The organism is Psychrobacter sp. HII-4 (assembly GCF_904846595.1).
In the GTDB taxonomy this organism is placed as follows: Bacteria; Pseudomonadota; Gammaproteobacteria; order Pseudomonadales; family Moraxellaceae; genus Psychrobacter; species Psychrobacter celer.
The window spans coordinates 1-20,007 of the sequence record NZ_CAJHBJ010000037.1 but is presented as its reverse complement, the minus strand read 5'-3'; the positions used below and the strand labels follow the sequence as shown (position 1 = coordinate 20,007).

General features: G+C 46.3%; 13 protein-coding genes and 2 pseudogenes. 2 read left to right on the top strand and 13 right to left on the bottom strand.

The window, feature by feature from the left end; translation table 11 throughout:
• Window positions 1-423: 423 nt before the first annotated feature.
• The 9 genes from sucD to sdhC form a co-directional block, all read right to left on the bottom strand.
• Entirely contained in the window at window positions 424-1,299 is an 876-nt protein-coding gene (gene sucD, locus JMX98_RS12055; protein ID WP_075101409.1) for a succinate--CoA ligase subunit alpha, read from the bottom strand.
• A gap of 187 nt (window positions 1,300-1,486) precedes the next feature.
• The gene (sucC, locus tag JMX98_RS12050; protein WP_201586901.1) at window positions 1,487-2,653 is read right to left on the bottom strand and encodes an ADP-forming succinate--CoA ligase subunit beta; all 1,167 of its coding nucleotides are present in this window, start codon (window positions 2,651-2,653) and stop codon (window positions 1,487-1,489) included.
• A 185-nt stretch (window positions 2,654-2,838) separates the two neighbouring features.
• Window positions 2,839-4,293 carry a dihydrolipoyl dehydrogenase gene (gene lpdA / locus JMX98_RS12045; protein ID WP_201586893.1) on the bottom strand — a complete coding sequence of 485 codons (1,455 nt, stop codon included), beginning with the start codon at window positions 4,291-4,293 and terminating at the stop codon, window positions 2,839-2,841.
• A gap of 368 nt (window positions 4,294-4,661) precedes the next feature.
• Window positions 4,662-5,909, bottom strand: coding sequence for a 2-oxoglutarate dehydrogenase complex dihydrolipoyllysine-residue succinyltransferase (odhB, locus tag JMX98_RS12040; RefSeq protein WP_201586891.1), 1,248 nt, complete (start codon window positions 5,907-5,909; stop codon window positions 4,662-4,664).
• A gap of 163 nt (window positions 5,910-6,072) precedes the next feature.
• The gene (locus JMX98_RS12035; protein WP_201586889.1) at window positions 6,073-8,955 is read right to left on the bottom strand and encodes a 2-oxoglutarate dehydrogenase E1 component; all 2,883 of its coding nucleotides are present in this window, start codon (window positions 8,953-8,955) and stop codon (window positions 6,073-6,075) included.
• Between the two features lie 1,124 nt (window positions 8,956-10,079).
• Window positions 10,080-10,790, bottom strand: coding sequence for a succinate dehydrogenase iron-sulfur subunit (locus JMX98_RS12030; protein ID WP_105244551.1), 711 nt, complete (start codon window positions 10,788-10,790; stop codon window positions 10,080-10,082).
• Window positions 10,791-10,974: 184 nt separating this feature from the next.
• Window positions 10,975-12,825: a succinate dehydrogenase flavoprotein subunit gene (gene sdhA / locus JMX98_RS12025; RefSeq protein ID WP_075101403.1), complete on the bottom strand. Its 1,851-nt coding sequence runs from the start codon at window positions 12,823-12,825 to the stop codon at window positions 10,975-10,977.
• 389 nt (window positions 12,826-13,214) lie between these two features.
• The gene (gene sdhD, locus JMX98_RS12020; RefSeq protein ID WP_075101435.1) at window positions 13,215-13,619 is read right to left on the bottom strand and encodes a succinate dehydrogenase, hydrophobic membrane anchor protein; all 405 of its coding nucleotides are present in this window, start codon (window positions 13,617-13,619) and stop codon (window positions 13,215-13,217) included.
• Window positions 13,620-13,621: 2 nt separating this feature from the next.
• On the bottom strand, window positions 13,622-14,008 hold the full coding sequence (sdhC, locus tag JMX98_RS12015; protein ID WP_075101402.1) for a succinate dehydrogenase, cytochrome b556 subunit: 387 nt from the start codon (window positions 14,006-14,008) through the stop codon (window positions 13,622-13,624).
• 1,072 nt (window positions 14,009-15,080) lie between these two features.
• Here sdhC and gltA point away from each other — a divergent pair.
• Window positions 15,081-16,361 (top strand): citrate synthase, encoded by a 1,281-nt coding sequence (gene gltA, locus JMX98_RS12010; RefSeq protein WP_075101400.1) that lies wholly within the window; start codon window positions 15,081-15,083, stop codon window positions 16,359-16,361.
• A gap of 126 nt (window positions 16,362-16,487) precedes the next feature.
• On the opposite strand, the pseudogene tnpA reads toward gltA, so the two are convergent.
• Window positions 16,488-16,802 (bottom strand): annotated as a pseudogene (gene tnpA, locus JMX98_RS12005) (IS200/IS605 family transposase); the annotation flags it as partial.
• On the opposite strand from tnpA, the gene JMX98_RS12000 reads away from it, so the two are divergent.
• Entirely contained in the window at window positions 16,801-17,907 is a 1,107-nt protein-coding gene (locus JMX98_RS12000; protein ID WP_201586884.1) for an RNA-guided endonuclease InsQ/TnpB family protein, read from the top strand. The pseudogene tnpA and the gene JMX98_RS12000 overlap by 2 nt on opposite strands.
• A 76-nt stretch (window positions 17,908-17,983) precedes the next feature.
• On the opposite strand, the gene JMX98_RS11995 is transcribed toward JMX98_RS12000, so the two are convergent.
• The 3 genes and pseudogenes from JMX98_RS11995 to JMX98_RS11985 all read right to left on the bottom strand — a co-directional run.
• On the bottom strand, window positions 17,984-18,898 hold the full coding sequence (locus tag JMX98_RS11995) for a hypothetical protein (protein ID WP_201586883.1): 915 nt from the start codon (window positions 18,896-18,898) through the stop codon (window positions 17,984-17,986).
• A 254-nt stretch (window positions 18,899-19,152) separates the two neighbouring features.
• Window positions 19,153-19,656: a type IV secretion protein Rhs gene (locus JMX98_RS11990; protein ID WP_201586881.1), complete on the bottom strand. Its 504-nt coding sequence runs from the start codon at window positions 19,654-19,656 to the stop codon at window positions 19,153-19,155.
• A 244-nt stretch (window positions 19,657-19,900) separates the two neighbouring features.
• A pseudogene (locus JMX98_RS11985) lies at window positions 19,901-20,007 on the bottom strand (IS1595 family transposase); the annotation flags it as partial.

Below are 20,007 nucleotides of genomic sequence, written 5' to 3'. Positions count from 1 at the left end.
CCAATGTTCATCGTTAAGCTTGGTGCGAGCCATAAGTGACGCCTTGTTTCTTTGTTGTGGTAAACATTAGAGTAAGGCGTTGCTTATTTTTTTCAATGTTTTCTCAATTCTATACAGCCCCTAATTAAAAATCCAAACTTATGCATTATGATAGTCAAATACTATTATTATTTAACTATAGTGAGTTCAGTATAAAAACGATACAGTGGGACTGGGATAAACTTTACGCAGCCTCTGTCGACGCAGGCACAGCACGCAAGGAAAATTTATACCAGTTCCACGTTGACATATAATGTACCTATTTTCTTTAGAATCGACTATAGGAGGTTATTAGACAAAAAAAGACACCCCATTGTAGAGATGCCTTTTTGATAATTCAACACAGCTTTCGTGGCTTTTTGTAGACTTATGCTGACGACTACCTTACCAGCCAGTAACTTCTTTTAGTTTGTCACCGAGCTTAGATGGGTCACGTGTATACGCGATACCGGCATCTTCAAAGGCTCTAAATTTCTCTTCTGCAGTACCTTGACCACCAGAGATGATCGCACCAGCATGGCCCATACGCTTGCCTTCTGGAGCAGTGACACCAGCGATGTAGCCGACCACAGGCTTCGTCACATGGTCTTTGATATAAGCAGCGGCTTCTTCTTCCGCAGTACCACCGATTTCACCGATCAAGATGATAGCCTCGGTTTGTGGATCTTCTTCAAACAGTTTTAGCGCGTCGATTTGGTTCATACCAGGGATAGGGTCACCACCGATACCGATACAGGTTGACTGACCAAAGCCTAGCTTTGTGGTCTGCGCGACGGCTTCATAAGTCAAGGTACCAGAGCGTGAGATGATGCCCACTTTACCTGGCTGATGGATGTGGCCTGGCATGATACCAATTTTACATTCGCCTGGCGTGATGACACCTGGGCAGTTAGGACCAACCAAACGCACATCGCCCGCTTCTTCTAGATAGCGCTTGGCTTTTAGCATATCGAGAGTCGGTACGCCTTCAGTGATCACGACGATCAGCTTCACGCCCGCATCGATCGCTTCGACGATTGAGTCTAGTACAAATGGTGCTGGTACATAGATCACAGACGCGTCAGCTTGAGTCGCTTCCATGGCTTCCGCCATTGTATTAAATACTGGCAAGCCTAGGTGCGTTTGACCGCCTTTACCTGGCGTGACACCGCCGACGACTTTGGTGCCATATTCGATGGCTTGCTCTGAATGGAACGTGCCATTTTTACCCGTAAAACCTTGTACCAATACTTTGGTATCTTTATCGATTAATACACTCATTATTTTTTCCTTGTATTCGGTTGTCTTGTGACAGCGACTTGACAACTGATGACCACTATCAATGATGATCTGACAATGACGATCTGAGCCTAGCAAGTGCCATCACGCTTTGACGACTATGCGATAGCGCTTATATGCTTAGAGTTAGGTTTTATCGCCCTACTCTAAGGCGCTGGCGCAATCGGTATTAAGCTTGTACAGCTTCGACAATTTTTTGTGCAGCGTCTGCGAGGCCCTGAGCTGAGATCAGTTTTAGACCAGACTCTTCTAGGATTTGTGCGCCTTTTTCAGCGTTGTTACCTTCTAAACGCACGACCACAGGAACTTGTACGTCGACTTCTTTGACCGCAGCGATAATGGCTTCTGCGATCATGTCACAGCGTACGATACCGCCGAAGATGTTGATAAGAACGCCTTCTACGCTGCTGTCTTCTAGGATAATTTTGAACGCTTCTACAACGCGATCTTTGGTTGCACCGCCGCCCACATCTAGGAAGTTAGCAGGCTTGCCGCCGTATAGTTTGATAATGTCCATGGTCGCCATGGCAAGACCCGCACCGTTGACCATACATCCGATGTTGCCTTCTAGAGCGACGTAGTTTAGGTCAAACTCAGCAGCTTTTAGCTCACGCTCGTTTTCTTGCGTTTTGTCTTGTAGCGCAGCGATCTTTGGTAGACGATATAGGGCGTTTGAGTCGATACCGATTTTGCCATCGACACAGACGATTTCGCCGTTTTCGCGTACGGCTAATGGGTTGATCTCCATTAGGGCAAAGTCGTTTTCGACAAAGGCTTTGTATGCGCCAGTCATCAATTTTACGAACTGGTTGATTTGCTTGCCTTCTAGGCCAAGTTTAAACGCCACATCACGCGCTTGGAAAGGCATGAGACCGACTAATGGATCCACATGTACTTTGAAGATTTTTTCTGGTGTGTTGTGAGCGACTTCTTCGATATCCACGCCGCCTTCGGTAGATGCCATAAAGGTCACACGGCGGGTAGCACGGTCGACCACAGCACCAAGATATAGCTCAGTCTGTACTGGATACATATCTTCTGCAACCAAGACGAAGTTGACGGGTTGGCCATCAGCATCAGTCTGGAAGGTGACCAAGTTGGTACCGATGAGCTCTTCTGCCACTTGCTTGGCTTCTTCACGAGTCTTAACCAGCTTTACACCGCCCGCTTTACCACGGCCACCAGCGTGTACCTGTGCTTTGATGACGGCGATATCGGTTGGGGTTTTGTCAAAAGCAGCAGCAGCTTCATCGCCATTGTGGGCGATGATGCCTTCTTGAATAGGCAATCCGTAGCTTTTTAATAGCTCTTTTGCTTGATACTCATGTAAATTCATTGATTGTATCCCTTGTTTTTTACAATTAATAAAAAGTGAAAATAAGTGCGCGTAGACCAGAGCCTGGCGCACTTATGACCATAGCAGCAGCGCCGATAGCAGTACTATCATTGACGCCTAAATAGTCAAGTCATAAATCGATACTTGCTTATTTGTTTGCTCGTTTTGCAACGGTAGCGAACGACTTATTTTTTACGCTTTTTACGCTGGATAGCGTGAATGGCGCGGCCATCTGCAGATAGCGCCGCTTCGTGTACTGCTTCTGAGATCGTTGGGTGAGCAAACGTCATCAGCTGCAGGTCTTCGATACTAGAGACAAACTCCATCGCGATCATGCCTTGATGGACGATGTCACCTGCGCCTGCAGAGATGGCATGCATACCTAACAAACGATCTGTTTTGGCATCGGCGACGACTTTGATAGAGCCTTGGCCTTCGCTTTGCGCGAGCGCACGACCGTTGGCAGCTAGGTTAAATGAGCCAGTTTTGACTTCATAACCTGCTTCTTCGGCTTCTTGCTCAGTCATGCCAACCCATGCAATTTCTGGATGGGTATAGATGACGTTGATAATAGTGTCGTAGTTGACCTGAGCTTTTTCGCCATGGATACGCTCGACGGCCATCATGCCCTCTTCCATCGCTTTGTGCGCAAGCATAGGACCACGTACCAGATCACCGATGGCATAGACGCCGTCTAGATTGGTTTTGCACTGATCGTCGACATCGATTAGACCGCGCTCGGTCAAGGTGATACCGCTGTCTTCGCCCAGTAGTTTTTCAGAGTAGGCACGGCGACCGACACAGACGATCAGCTTATCAAAGCTCTCATCTGAGGCTTCGCCTTTGGCTTCGCTGGTCACAACGACTTGATCGCCTTTGACTTCAGCGTTGGTAACTTTGGTATCGACACGGATATCAAGGCCTTGCTTTTTCAGCAGTTTGCCGGCTTCTTTGGCGATGTCTTTGTCAGCAGCAGCCAAGAAGCTTGGTAGTGCTTCATATACCACAACCTCACTACCCAAGCGGCGCCATACAGAGCCTAGCTCCAGACCGATCACGCCCGCACCGATCACGCCAAGGCGTTTAGGTACTTCAGTAAAGTCCAGTGCGCCAGTTGAATCAACGATACGGTCGCCGTCAGTTTTGGCCACTGGAATCTCGATAGGCACAGAGCCTGCCGCAAGAATGACATTTTTTGCGGTGATGGTCGTTTCGCTGTCGTCTTCTAGCGCGGTAAATTTAACTTTTTTCTCGCTACCTTTACCATCTTCTAGTGTGCCCCAGCCTTGTAGCCAGTCAACGCCATTGCCCTTGAGCAATGCTGCCACGCCGCCGGTCAACTGCTTGACGATGCCTTCTTTGCGAGCGATCATCTGCTCGATATCGATAGAGACATCACCTGTGCTGATGCCATGCTCAGCTAAGTCATGCTTGGTCGCTTCATAACGATGCGAGCTATCCAGCAAGGCTTTTGATGGGATACAACCGACGTTTAGACAAGTACCGCCAAGCGCAGGCTCGCCTTTATAAACGCGTTTTTCGATACAGGCCACGCTCATACCAAGCTGACCTGCGCGAATGGCTGCTTCATAACCGCCAGGACCGCCGCCGATGACGACCAAATCATAATTGTCTTTCATAGTACGTTCCTATTTTTTTAGATTATTTTAGATTTTGCTCATGTTGTGTGAGGTATATCGGCACGATGGTGTCACTTTTGTGCAATAACGACCGAACTCATCTTTAACCACAGGATCAATCATCTGTCTGGTTTTGATGAAGTATTTAGTAGCCAATAGGCTGCCCCAAATACAGACAGCTCGATAAGACGTACTAACGACCCGCCGTCAGACGCCGCCCTATAGGACTGCGTCTTCATTAAACGTCACAATTAAATGTCATAACTAAACGGCTTGATTATTGCTAAGCGTGATTTTGCTCGAATGACAATGGCCGATACCAAAGTTAAAAAACTTGTATCAGCGATTGCCAATACAAGCTTAGAAGCTTACAGGTCTAAAAGAAGCATAGTAGGATCTTCGACCAATTCTTTTAGTGTCACTAAGAATTGTACCGCTTCTTTACCATCGATCATACGGTGGTCATAAGACAGCGCTAGGTACATCATCGGCAAGATCTCAACTTTACCGTCGACCGCCATTGGGCGCTCGTTGATGGCATGCATACCCAAGATAGCAGTTTGTGGTGGGTTCAAGATAGGCGTTGACATGAGTGAGCCAAATACGCCGCCGTTTGAGATAGTGAATGTACCACCCGTCATCTCGTCTAGACCAAGCTTGCCTTCTTGCGCCTTGCTACCGTATTCACGGATTTTGGCTTCAATGTCTGCCATGCTCATACGGTCAGTATCACGCAGTACTGGAACGACGAGACCGCGATCTGATGATACCGCCACACCGATGTCATAAAAACCATGATAAACGATATCATCACCGTCTAGTGAAGCGTTTACCGCTGGGAAGCGTTTGAGTGCTTCGGTCGCCGCTTTGACAAATAGCGACATAAAACCTAGACGTACGCCATGACGTTTTTCGAACTTCTCTTTGTACTTGGTACGCATGTCCATCAACGGCTTCATATTGACTTCGTTAAAGGTCGTCAACATAGCGGTTTCTTGAGTAGCTGACAGTAGACGCTCAGCGACACGCTTACGTAGGCGCGTCATTGGAACGCGTTTTTCGGTACGCTCGCCAGTTGACTCTGCCACAGGACGACCACTATCTGACTTGATAGAGCTGTCGGCTTTTAGCGTTGGGTTTGCCATATCACTCTTGGTCACACGGCCACCGCGGCCACTGCCTTCGACGTTTTTCGGATCTACGCCAGACTCTTTGGCCGCTTTACGCACGGCTGGGCTTTGATCTTTATGGTCGGCTTCGTCTTTTTTGTCAGTGGCTTGTACTGGCTCACCGCCATCTGTACCTTGCTTAGCTTGTACTGGTGCCGCTGGCTGGTCCGGGTTGACTGCTGGCTCATCGTTTGCGTCGGTGCTGCCGCTTGCACCCGCTTCAAATTCAGCGATTAGCTCGTCAGATAGTACTGTGTCATCTACTTGCTTGACGATTTTGGTCACAACACCATCATCAGGTGCCACAACTTCTAAAACAACTTTGTCAGTTTCGATTTCAGCCAACAGGTCATCACGGTTTACTTGTTGACCTTCACTGACATGCCATTCGACGATCGTGCCATCGGCAACCGATTCTGGAAAAACGGGGGCTTTGATATCAGCCATCGATATACTCCTTAGATGTGGATATTTATATGCGTTATTAAGTCGTGATAGGCAGTCAATACTGTGTGCAACAATGTCACTGATAGATATTTCCAGTACCGACTGTCATCGCCTGTTTCATGTGTCTTCTATAATCTATAACTTGTAACGTCTGTCACTTATCTTACTTTGCCAGCTCATCGACACTGATACCAAGACCGCCTGCGATCAGTGCTTGCTGCTGCTGAGCATGCAGTTTTGGCGACCCTGTCGCAGGAGCGGCGCTCGGTGGACGTGCCACTGGCTCCATGACTTTTGCCTTGGTTGGATGTGGTACGACGATACGGAACATATGCGGCGCCAGATAGTACCAAGCACCTTGGTTCAATGGCTCTTCTTGCGTCCAAACGATTTCTTTTAGGTTGCTGTATTTTTCGATCTCAGCAATCAAGCGTTTTTCTGGCAATGGATAAAGCTGCTCAATACGGACGATGGCCACATGATCAAGGCCAAGCGCGCGGCGCTGCTCAAGTAGATCATAGTAGACCTTACCACCACAGAGCACCATACGAGTGATGTTGTCTGCATTGTGCTCATCCATCTCTGGCAGTACCGTCTCAAACTTACCGTTGGCAAGCTCTTCTAAGTGAGAGGTTGCCAGCTTATGACGCAGTAGGCTCTTCGGTGACATAACGATAAGCGGCTTACGAATTGGGCGTACCGCTTGACGACGTAAGGCATGATAAATCTGTGCAGGCGTCGTTGGGGTAATCACTTGCATGTTGTCTTCGGCACATAGCTGCAAGAAACGCTCAAGACGTGCTGATGAATGCTCAGGGCCTTGACCTTCATAGCCATGTGGCAACAGCATGGTCAGACCACAAACGCGCTGCCATTTGGTCTCGCCGCTTGAGATAAACTGATCAATCACCACTTGCGCGCCGTTGACGAAGTCACCAAACTGCGCTTCCCAAACGATGAGCGCGTTGGGTACGGTAGTTGCATAGCCGTATTCAAAGGCCAGTACCGCTTCTTCTGACAACAACGAGTTATAAGTGGCAAAACGTGCTTGGTCTTCGCTGATATGTGATAAAGGCACATACATGCTGCCATCATTGATGTTGTAGATCTCACTATGACGATGCGAGAAAGTACCACGGCCGACATCTTCACCAGTGATACGAACCAAGGCATTGTCATGATCGACCAATGACGCATAGGCCAAAGTTTCAGCGGCGCCCCAGTTCAGTGGCTCTTCGCCTGTTTGCATGGCTAGACGCTGATCGACTACTTTTTGTACTTGGCGCTGTAGCTTGTAGCCTTCTGGCATTTGCGCCATACGGCGGCCATACTCTTTTAATTTTTCGATATCGACGCTGGTATCCCATTCATCGACCAAATCATGACCTAGGTAGGGCTTCCAATCGACAAATAACGCTTCGTTTGGCTTGCTGACCAATGAGTTGGCGACATAATCACCACGGTCTAACGACTCACGGTAGTCATCTTCGTACTGCTTTTCTTCTTCTGCGCTAAGGACGCCATCGGCGATGAGTTTTTGTGCGTAGATAGTACGCGTCGTAGGCAATTTTTTGATAACTGCATACATCAAAGGCTGCGTCGCTGATGGCTCGTCGGCTTCGTTGTGACCGTTACGGCGATAGCAGAACAAATCAATGATGATGTCTTTGCCAAACTCATGACGGTAGTCTAGTGCCAATTGCGCAGCAAACACCACAGACTCAGGGTCATCGCCATTGACGTGTAAGATAGGTGCATGCACCATCTTGGCCACATCAGTACAGTACTCGGTTGAGCGTGCGTCTTCTTGACGGCTGGTCGTAAAGCCGACTTGGTTGTTGATCACGATATGAACCGTACCACCCGTGGTATAACCACGCGTCTGTGACATCTGGAAGGTTTCTTGAACCACACCCTGACCGGCAAAAGCAGCATCACCATGGACGACGATTGGCAGCACTGAGTTACCGCCTTTGTTGTCCATCAACGGCTGATCGTTACGGCGCACTTGACGTGCACGTACCGAGCCTTGTAAGACGGGCGCTACGATTTCAAGGTGCGATGGGTTAAAGGCTAGAGCCAAATGCGCCTCACCGCCTGGTGTCATGACGTTAGAAGAAAAACCGTTATGATACTTAACGTCGCCTGAGCCTTTTTCTGGCTGTACCTTACCATCGAATTCATCAAACAAATCGGCAGGATTTTTACCTAAGATATTGACCAGTAGGTTTAGACGGCCACGGTGCGCCATACCAATGACCATCTCTTTGGTGCCATAGCCGCCAGCACGTTGGATGATTTCATTGATGGCTGGGATAAAGCTCTCGCCGCCTTCTAGACCGAAACGTTTGACGCCGGTATATTTACGAGCCAGATATTTTTCTAGGCCTTCAGCCGCTGTCAGACGCTCTAAGATAGATAGACGTTTTTCTTTATCAAATTCGATATAGCCTAGGTTGGTCTCGAAGTATTTTTCCATCCAGCGTTTTTCGGTGCTGGTGGTCACGTGCATGTATTCAACACCGATGTAACGGCAGTACACACGCTCCATGATTTCAATGATCTCACGGAGTGTCGCTTCGTCTTTACCGATGTTTAAATCATTGGTCGGGAATACCGTATCGAGATCGGCCTCTGATAGGTTGTGATACGCAAGCGTCAGATCTTCTACTTCGGCACGCGGATGCAGATTTAATGGATCTAGCTTGGCGCGGCGATGACCACGGCGGCGGTAAGCTGAGATCAGCTGCTGCACACCCATTTGTTTAGGATCCGCACAGTCGGCACTGCCAGCAGACGCGCTACTGGTGTCGGTGTTGACTTTATTGGCGGTTTGATTGCGGGCCAGCAATAAAAACTGATCCTTAATAGCATTGTGTTTGGCGTCATTTGGCGACTTGTACTGTTCAAAATACGTTTGCCAGTCCGCATCCACACTATCAGGATCTGTTAGGTATTGCTCGTAGAGCGCTTCGATATAATTGGCATTGTCAGCGGCCAGTTCAGTATGTCCTAGCTCTGCTGCGTCTTTGGTTATACTATTCATAATAATCGTCTATTTGTTTGATAGATAAATGAATGGAATCGTGCTTATTATTGTGTAATCTGTCGTATATCTGCTATGTAAACCTTGTGTCACATCAACGGCTGAGCGTCTATTGACTGAGCGCTTATTGATTGTCAAAAGTCTGGATAACCTCTGACGTAACTCACGTCAAGCAAGAGTCAAGCAAATTGAGCGCTGACCGTCTCTCGTCTATTTTTGCATTGCCGCTAACATACGGTGTCGACAATAGCTAAGTAGTGCTGATCGCAGTTATTACAATACCGTTGGTAAAAATATAACTATTTGTGAACGCTCAGTTTTCTGAACCAACTCGTTTCACAACATTAATTTATATATAATGCAAAAAGCCATAACAAATCTATTAACTAACATTTATTAACCACTGGTTATCCATGCTGGTCGTGGCAAGATCATAACAACTATTCATCTGACACATATGGCTGGTAAGGTGTGTATAGATGTTGCAATAGTAACCAATGAATCGCCAGTCTTCCTGCTTTCAGCTAGCCTTTCACACGGCTATTTTAGCTGAACTGTTATCCTATCAATGAGATAAGTGACACTCTTAGCCAAATATACATTGCTGTATAGGGTAGCATGTCTATTTTTTACGACATAGTTTGTTTGTTCAATACTAGGTATTTATATAATGAATATCTATTATCAATATAATGATATCATTATTGGCTGATTCTGGCTTGCTATTATACCTAAAGTAGCAAAATCTTCCTAAGCATTCGGCTCAATCAAGCACTAAAATTACCTAAATAAAGCAAGATATCTCATCAGAACTTTAAGCTGATGTACGCTTACCCCTATGATTTCTATATCAAGTGTAGGCTAATAGTATTGCGTATCTAATTATATAGGGCGCGTGCCTTTATCACAGGCCTTCTTACACATGACCAACGTACTGTCAATATAGCTTTACCCTCATGCTGTCATCGATGCACGCTAAAAACACATCGCGCTTGCGCTGCTGTCTGTAAAGGTAGGTTGCGCCGTTGAGAAGCCAATACGCCCTAGTCAATAAAAAACACCACCTAATGGCTAGGTGGTGTTTTTTTTACAGTATCTGTAAAAAACCATGCAATTATAAACGATTAACCTGCTTGGTCAATCAACATATTACGCAGATGACCAATTGCTTTGGTTGGATTCAAGCCTTTTGGACAAACTGACACACAGTTCATGATACCGCGGCAACGGAACAAACTAAACGGATCGTCCAAACGAGCAAGACGCGCTTGCGTATCACTGTCACGGCTATCAGCCACAAAACGATAGGCGTGTAGCAATGCTGATGGACCTAAGAACTTATCAGGGTTCCACCAGAATGATGGGCAGCTGGTCGAACAGCATGCACATAAGATACATTCGTACAGACCGTTTAGTTGTTCGCGCTGCTCAGGTGATTGCAGACGCTCTGTCGGCGGTGCTGGCTGATCATTGATTAAGTACGGGTGTACTTTTTCGTATTGCTCATAGAATTGGTTCATATCGACGACCAAATCACGAACCACAGGCAGACCTGGTAGAGGACGGACGGTGACTTTTTCTGGCAAGGTATTCATGTTGATAAGACATGCAAGACCGTTTTTGCCATTGATGTTCATGCCATCAGAGCCACAAATGCCTTCGCGGCAAGAGCGGCGGAAAGTGAGGGTCTCATCTTCTTTCTTTAGGCGTAATAACACGTCAAGCAACATACGATCTGAGTCTAACAGCTCAATCGTATAGGTTTGCATGCGCGGCGCTGCGTCCACATCAGGATCGTAGCGATAGATTTCGATGGTGCGAGTACCTCGGCTCATAATGCTAAACTCCACACATAGGTGATGGCGGGCATACAAAGACTGCGACCTCACCCGCTAACGACTGATTTATCATTAGCGCGGGCAAGTGCATGTAGCTGGCGGTCACCTTTTAATAAATGAATAAGGGATAAAACGTTTGCGCAGTTTATATATCGAGTATATATCAGGCGCGGCGTCTACATTAGTAGACGCGAACTTTTGGCTCGATATAGTCGACTGTCAACGGCACTTTACGAACTGGCTTGTAAATGATGCGGTTGCCTTCAGAATACCACAAGGTATGCTTCATCCACTCGTGATCGTTACGGCCATTTGGTGCGTAATCATCATCTTCTGGACGATCGTAATCAGAGACACTATGCGCGCCGCGGCTTTCGTGACGATGCGCCGCTGAAATCATTGTGGCTTTCGCAACTTCGTATAAGTTTGCCACTTCAAAGGCTTCGATACGAGCAGTGTTAAAGACTTGTGATTTATCGGCCAAGTGGATCTTGTCGATTTTTTCACCCAGTGCCAAGATTTTTTCGACACCTTCGTCCATGATGGCTTGGGTGCGGAATACGCTGGCATGTTTTTGCATGGTAGCGCGGATTTCATCAGCGACATCTTGCGCATTGTAGCCTTCAGTAGACTGCTGCAGCTTGTCTAGGCGACGCATGGTGAAGTCAAGCACACGTGGATCTAATGGCTTATAGTTGTGGTCGGCATGGTGGAACTCATCAACGATGTGCTTACCAGCCGCGCGGCCAAATACCACCAAGTCAAGAAGTGAGTTAGTACCTAAACGGTTGGCACCGTGGACACTGACGCACGCACACTCACCGATGGCATAGAGGCCTTTTACCACGTTACCTTTAGCGTATAGACCGTTTTCATCGGTACCCGCTTCTAGATCTGGTACGATGACCTGACCATGAATAGTGGTTGGAATACCGCCCATCATATAGTGAATGGTCGGGATAACTGGAATTGGCTCTTTGGTGATGTCGACGTTGGCAAAGTTTTTACCGATTTCAAACACTGATGGTAGACGCTTCATGATGGTATCGACACCTAAGTGCGTCATGTCCATTACGATATGGTCAGCGTTCGGACCACAGCCGCGGCCTTCTTTGATTTCTTGGTCCATCGAGCGCGATACAAGGTCACGAGGCGCTAGGTCTTTGACCGTTGGCGCATAACGCTCCATGAACGCTTCGCCATCTTTGTTACGCAAGATAGCCCCTTCACCGCGGCACCCTTCGGTCAATAGTACGCCGGCACCATGCACGCCCGTTGGGTGGAACTGCCAAAACTCCATATCTTGTAGCGGAATACCAGCACGCACGGCCATACCAATACCGTCACCTGTGTTGATATAAGCGTTGGTAGACGCGGCGAAAATACGGCCTGCACCACCTGTCGCTAGTACGGTGATTGGTGATTGGAAGACAGCGATGGTACCAGTCTCTTGCTCAATCGCTACCACACCGTTGATGTTGCCATCTTCGTCTTTGATCAAATCAAGCGCGATCCACTCGATAAAGAACTCGGTGCCTTGCTCTAGGTTTTTTTGATACAGCGTATGTAGCAGGGCGTGACCTGTACGGTCAGCTGCCGCACACGCGCGTTGTACCGCTTTTTCGCCATAGTTTGAGGTATGACCACCAAATGGGCGCTGATAAATCGTGCCATCTTCGTTACGGTCAAACGGCATGCCCATGTGCTCAAGCTCATAGACGACTTTTGGCGCTTCACGGCACATGTATTCTATCGCATCTTGGTCACCCAACCAATCCGAGCCTTTTACGGTGTCATAAAAGTGAAAATGCCAGTTATCGTTACTCATGTTACCCAAACTTGCACCGATGCCACCTTGGGCTGCGACGGTGTGCGAACGGGTTGGGAATACTTTGGTCAAAACTGCAACCTTCATGCCTGACTCAGCCAAATGCAGTGAAGCACGCATCCCTGAACCACCACCACCGACGATGACGGCATCGTAGTTTAGGGTCTTAATATTACTAATGGTATTATCTTGTCTAGTTGCCATTACGGTTTTCCTAATGCCTGTTAATGCTTAGAAGTAAATAAAAAGGCTATCTGTCCTGTGTCTGTACACCAATAGTTATTTTCTCAGTGCAGCCTATCTAAAGTCTATGACACATCTGGCCTTTAACCACTTAATTTGCATATCTATCGTTATACTGGGCTGAGCGGTATTATGCTCGGCGGCTTATCTATCAAGCGCCCTATCGGCGCATTTGTCTTTTCAAACATAAAATATTAGACATAAAATAAATAAGTAACCAAACCCAATGCTATGACTATTTTCGGCTATGTATGAATGGCAGTGATAACCAAGCTATCAATCACGTTTACAGCCATCCATTTTTATCGATATTTTGGCGTTACCACCCAATTTGGGTGCTCACCTCATCATTAAACAGCAACGACACCAAAGCCATTACCCCAAAAAATCATGATGCCCCAAAATAAAAAGACTAAAATAGAGATAATCATCAAAGTCTGTAATACCAAACGCAATCTTGGCGCGCTCTCACCCATCTTGCCTGAGGTGATATAGTCAGTGAATACGGTCCACATACCTACCCAAGCATGGCCTGCAAGTGCCACCACAGCGACCAAGCTAAACAGACGCATCGGTAAGCTGGTCATAAATGACGACCACTCAAGATAAGTGACATCGCCATGGGTCAAAAAGAAACCCAGCAACACCACACTATAAACGGCCAAAACGACCGCGCTGATACGCTGGACAATCCAATCACGTGAGCCTGAACCTGTCAGACCAGTTGCGCTTTTGATTCCTGAATCATTTTTAATCATTAGAACATCACCCATACAAATGACGCGACAATTAAAATCGCTGCAATCACAAAACTGACCTTAGATGCGGCGCGGCCAGATTTTAGCTCTTCGTTCATGCCCATATCAGCAAATAAGTGCTTGATGCCCATCACAAAGTGATAAGCAATCGCAGCCACAAATATCCATGCTAAAAAGCGCACAAGTACGTTGTCAAACACGGTCTCAAAACTCTCAGGCGACGCCAATGAGTTCTGTAGTAACCACAGCATGACAGGAATCAATAAAAATAAAATAATGCCAGAGATACGATGCAAGATAGAAGCGATCGCAATCGGTGAGCGATTAACGCTAATCACTTGGCTTAAAGGCAGATCAATAGGTCGGTTGCTTTTCACAGCGGGCATCCTTTTTGCGGTTATACTCCTGTATCTGCTATCAACGCATGACATAGATCGGGATTGTGTCAATTAAGCGTAGAGCAACACACGAGACGAATAAAGTAAGGAAGAGCTAGCTGACTTCGTTTAGTTTGTGCTAAAGGTGAAGAAAGAATCATGTGGTAAGGTATTGATACTTTGTCTACAACTGCTTGGCAAACAGATCGGTCAAACAACCTGTCTATTATACAACAAAGAAAATAAACATGAGTAAGATCGATTAACTAGTCTATTTTTACTGGTCGCACTTATCACAAGATAACCGTGTTTTGTTATCTTGCGATTGTGTTATCTATAGGGGTGCAAACCTGACGCTAAGTGTTTAAGAATAGAACAGTTAACAAGAACATTCAAACCGTCGGTTGGGTTTGGGTCTATTGACATTGTCCAGCTGTAACCAAATATGAATACCAGTATGAATAGAGAAGCTCTAGACGACACTATATCATGACCACTTATCAATTCGCACAAAACTCGTGCCAGTTAAGTAGCTGCAATTATAAAATGACTGGGCGATAATTACAAATTTATCCATTATGTGGTAAAAAAGGAACAATCAGTTCACAATACAACAGCGTTTTGTCTTATCAAACATAGCGATACGGCCAGCAATCCTAAAAACATTTGCCGCACATACCTTGTCTGCCATATCCATACTGCCAGCTTGCACAGACAACTCATCTCGCCAATTATGGATTCCGAGTCTGATACTTATAAAATCCAAGTGACATCACAGCGCCTCTTTGCCGCCAATAAAAAGTAAGATTTGCGGCAAAATAACCAATCAGACATATTTTGATACAAAAATTACAGTGAATAAACACGACCAAACCGTGCCTATTGGCGGCATTGATGGTAAAAGTCTTTTCAAATCGCAAGGAATTGCTGCTAATATACCCAGCATATTAAATGCGTTAAATGTATTTTGACCGTTTGACTGAGCATGGCGCGAGAGTAAGCGCCTGTAGTAATCCTGGGCGCGAGGGTATGCGTCTATAGTAATTTTATTCTAACAAGTTAAATCAATGGAGAGCAATTTATGGCTGACACTAATGCCAAACTAACCGTCAATGGTGAAGAATACGAACTTCCTATCATCAAAGGTACTTTAGGGCGCCCAGTTATCGATATTGCTGCTCTACAAGACTCAGGCTTTTGGTCTTATGACCCAGGTTTCAAAGTAACCGCTCCTGTCGAGTCAAAAATTACCTATATCGACGGTGGTAAAGGTGAGCTGTTGCACCGCGGCTACCCTATCGATCAGCTGGCAAACAATGCTGAATACCTAGAAGTGGCCTATGCCTTGATTCATGGCGACTTGCCAAACGCCGAGCAAAAAGCGGACTTTTTTGAAAAAATCCGTAAGCACACAGGCGTGCATGACCAATTACGTAAATTCTTTGAAGGCTTCCGCCGTGACGCGCATCCAATGGCGATTATGGTGGGCGTTGTGGGTGCCTTGTCAGCGTTTTATCATGACAACCTAGACGTCAGCAACGAAGCACACCGCGAAATCACCGCCATTCGTCTGATCGCAAAAATGCCAACGCTTGCGGCGATGAGTTATAAATACTCGCAGGGCGAACCGTTCATGTATCCACGTAACGACTTTAGCTACGCGGAAAACTTCTTGTACATGATGTTTGCCACGCCTGCTGATGTGGACTATGAGCCAAACGACGTGGTCACCCGCGCGATGGACAAAATCTTCACCTTGCACGCAGACCACGAGCAAAACGCCTCGACTTCTACTGTGCGCCTAGCCGGCTCAACGGGTGCCAACCCTTATGCCTGTATCGCCGCTGGTATCGCCGCCCTTTGGGGTCCATCACATGGCGGCGCCAACGAAGCTGTGCTTGAGATGCTAGATGAAATCGGTACTGTCGAAAACGTGCCAGCATTTATGGAAAAAGTGAAGAGCCGTGAAGTGAAGCTCATGGGCTTTGGCCACCGTGTTTACAAAAACTTTGACCCACGTGCCCAAGTCATGAAAGAGACTTGTGATGAAGTACTCGGCGCCCTAGGCATCAACGATCCTAAGCTTGAGCTGGCCATGGCACTAGAAAAAATCGCTTTAGAAGATCCGTTCTTCGTTGAGCGTAACTTATATCCAAACGTTGACTTCTACTCTGGCATCATCCTAAAAGCCATCGGTATCCCAACGTCTATGTTTACTGTTATCTTCTCATTGGCGCGTACCTCAGGTTGGATCAGCCATTGGTTAGAGATGCACAGCGCACCGTTCAAAATCGGTCGCCCACGTCAGCTATACACTGGCGAGACGCATCGTGACTTTGTCAAAGTAGAAGACCGCAAGTAATCTGCTTAGATACGGCACGTGTATAAAAGAACCATAAAAAATCCCGCTATATGCGGGATTTTTTATCCAACGTTGCCTTATATCCCCCCCTGAAGTGGGTGGATATAAGGCAACTTAAGTAGTTATGCTTACACAAAGAAAGCTGTTTAGTGTGGCATATTTTGCTGTTCGATATACTGGCGGATAATTTACCAGCAAATGCACATAGTCATCCTCACCATCAAACGCCACAAGCTCGGCTTCAAACTTGTTGCACACATCACTAAAGATAACCTCAAGATCATCAAGAACTTGTTTGGTGAAAACTGCCCGTCGATACTTAGCGACAAAGAGCAACTGCACATGCAAATTAAAAACAACGTGTCTACCACGTCTTAAGTCATTTTCTATTAAGTAGACCAATATGGAATAAAAGAGAATATCAGTATAAACTAACCTCATGAAAACACTCAAGCTACGCATTAAAGACAAACATGCAAACCAGCTAAACAAAATAGCTGGGAGTGTTAACTATGCGTGGAACTATGTTAATGACCTGAGTTACAAACACCTACAAAAGACTGGTAAATTCTTTTCAGCCTACGACCTTAATGAATACACCAAAGGCAGTGGTGAGTATTTAGGCTTGCACTCGCAAACTCTGCAAGCCATAAACGAAACTCATGCCAAATCTCGTAAGCAATTTAAAAAAGCCAAACTAAATTGGCGAACCAACCGACCCGATGCCAAGCGAAAAAGTTTAGGTTGGATTCCTTTTAAAAAGTCAGCAATCAAACATCTGCACACCAGACAAACGGGAAAGAAAGCACTTAAATCAACCATACAGCTATCGCTCTCTAAAGGTCAAAAGCTCATCATAGATGTATTCGATAGCTACAACCTAAGTCTATATCAAATCAACACGCTTGAGATAGTGCAAGACAGCCGCAGTCGTTGGTATGCCTGCATCACCGTTAAAGACTTTCCTAAGCAGATAAGCGGCAAAGGTAGTGTAGGCATAGATTTAGGCTTAAAAGAGTCTGCTACCACCTCAAACGGTGACAAGCTGACAACCAAACAAACGCAAAAGTGGGCGAAAAAGCTCGCTGTTGCTCAAAGAGCGAAAAACAAACAGCGTGTCAAAGCAATACACGCCAAAATCAAAAATTCAAGACTAGATGCAATTCATAAATTCACCACCACGCTTGTTAAGGATAACGCCTTAATTGTGGTTGGTGATGTTAAATCACGCTCATTCACAAATAAGAGAACTAAACTGGCTAAATCAACTTACGATGCAGGATGGTTTGAACTCAAAAGACAACTGGAATATAAATGTAAGTATGCAGGTTGTCAGCTTGAGATAGTGAATGAGAGTTACACTACCCAGACCTGTTCGCACTGCCTTAAAATAAGCGATAGTAGTCCGAAAGGTAGAGCAGGTCTTGGAATAAGAGGGTGGAGGTGTGCTAAGTGTGGCACATGGCATGATAGAGATATTAATGCTGCCAAGAACATCCTTGCGGTCGGGCTTGACCGTCTTGCAGAAGGAATCCCCTCACTTTAGGGAGGGGAGGAAGTCAAGGTCGATAGATAAGCGCTGTGATGCTGGCTGTCGCCGTCATAGCTTGAGCGGTGGCTGTTTATTCAAATGCTTTAAGCGTTTGTTCGTACTTGGCAATTTGCTCATCATAACCCTTGATGGTCTCGTTAAACTTGGCCATGAGTGCTTCAAACTCTTGTTGTTGATTGAGCTTCATTTGCTGCATATCGATGACTTGCTGCGCCTCTATCTGCTCCCAAACCTGATGCTGAATGATAAGACGTGCCAGCGCTGGACTTTTGGCACTGAGCCTACCTGCAATCTCAGCATGCTCAAATAGCTGCGGCACCAAAGTCGCTATGTTTATCAAGGTATCTACCTCGTCAGCGCTCAGCGGCGTGATCACTGGCTGATAAAGTGCCGCCGTTGCCTGCTGGTAGCTGTCGATGATCTCATCTTCTGTTTGCATGATAGGCTTGCGCGGCTCGAGGCTAATACGTTTGAGGACGGTCAAATCGCGCTCGCCCACTTCTGTGCTGGTATTGATGTCTGCTGCTGCCTCATCGCCACTTTCCCTATTTTGAGCCGTCGCGGCGTCACCGCTATTTGTCGTGTTATCGCCTGCTGTATCCGCACTATTTAACAACAAATCTTCTGCACTTCGAGTCGAGTCTGCCGCTTGCAGCGACTCATACTCGGCCTGTAGCCGGCGCTGCAGCCTTTGCATTTGCGTCACATAAATTGGCTCAAACTGCTCAATACGCGCCGCCGCCGACTCACTTTGTGGTACAGGCTTGCTGTCTTCGCTAGCTACTTGCTCAGTCGCTTGGCTATCATCGACGACAGGCGCGGTCTCGGTCTGCTGCCGACAGCCGCCGAGTAGCAATGCACCACTCAACGTCGCAGCCAGTACAGTCATGGCAACATACTTACTATTAGGTGATGGTGTTTTATTCATATGACTATCATGAGCGGTATCATGACTCTTGGCTTTATCTGGTAAAAATTTATACATCAGAGTACATATCCTTTGTTGACGCAAAATAATGAGTTGACGCAAAATAATAAAAGGTAGGCGTATCACCGCCATCCGTTGCTGAGTGATACTGTGCTAGCGTCTGGGTCATAAACCTCTCATAACACTATTTAGCATAGTGGTTATTGATGTCAATAAGAAGCGTCAATTGTGAACGGAGTGTCGAGCTGGCGACGTTGACAGTGGATTTGTGACAACAGTAGACTTGTGGCATTAAACGTGTGACCTCAGACTCAAGAAGCGGTCGTCAAAAACGGTATACAGCGCTCAAAATCACGGCAGTCCTGACCACGCTGGCGACGGACAAAATAGTCTTGTACCATACGCGCCTGCTGCTCGATACCATATTTAAAAAAGGGCTTGCCTACTGTAAATACATAGTCATAACGCCGATCGACCAACGCCCCGCGTACTACCTTGAGACCCTGCTGTAGCTGCCAAACGTGCGTTAGCTCATGTATTAGCCAGCTTTGCTTACTTAAGGAGGACTGGCTAAAGTCTGTGATCCAGTCTGCTGGATGAAAGTAAATATGACCATTGGGGCTGACAGCGTAATGTCTAAGCACCCACCACGCTGTTTTTAATTGCACATCCTCCAGCCTAATACTGTCGCCAAATACCGAGCGTGCCAGCGCAACCTCACCTGCACTCAAATGGCGCGACCGCCTCTTTGGGCGCTGATGACTTGATAAACTCCGCGCTTGGCTCAATAACTGCTGTATGGTCTCACGTATCATAAACAATCAATGCCGTCATGTAGGTGCATAATATAAGTGCCCAGATAAACACCTAGGAAGTACAAGTGCTGCTATAACTGGTGCTGTCTTATCTGTTTAATAAGGCTTTTGATATAAAAATAAAAGTCGCGAAGACAGAAGTTATACATTAGGGTTGCAAACAGTTAAATAAAATATATACAAACCTACCTATTTATTACTATTATAGATAGATTATATCTATAGGGGCTGTAGTAGATAAGGATTAAATATCACACCATTTTCTCAAGGTTTTCAGCTGATTAGATGGTGAGCCATAGTTAAATCTAAACTCGCACTCTTTTAAAAATAAATGGAAGTTCTTCTTATCGA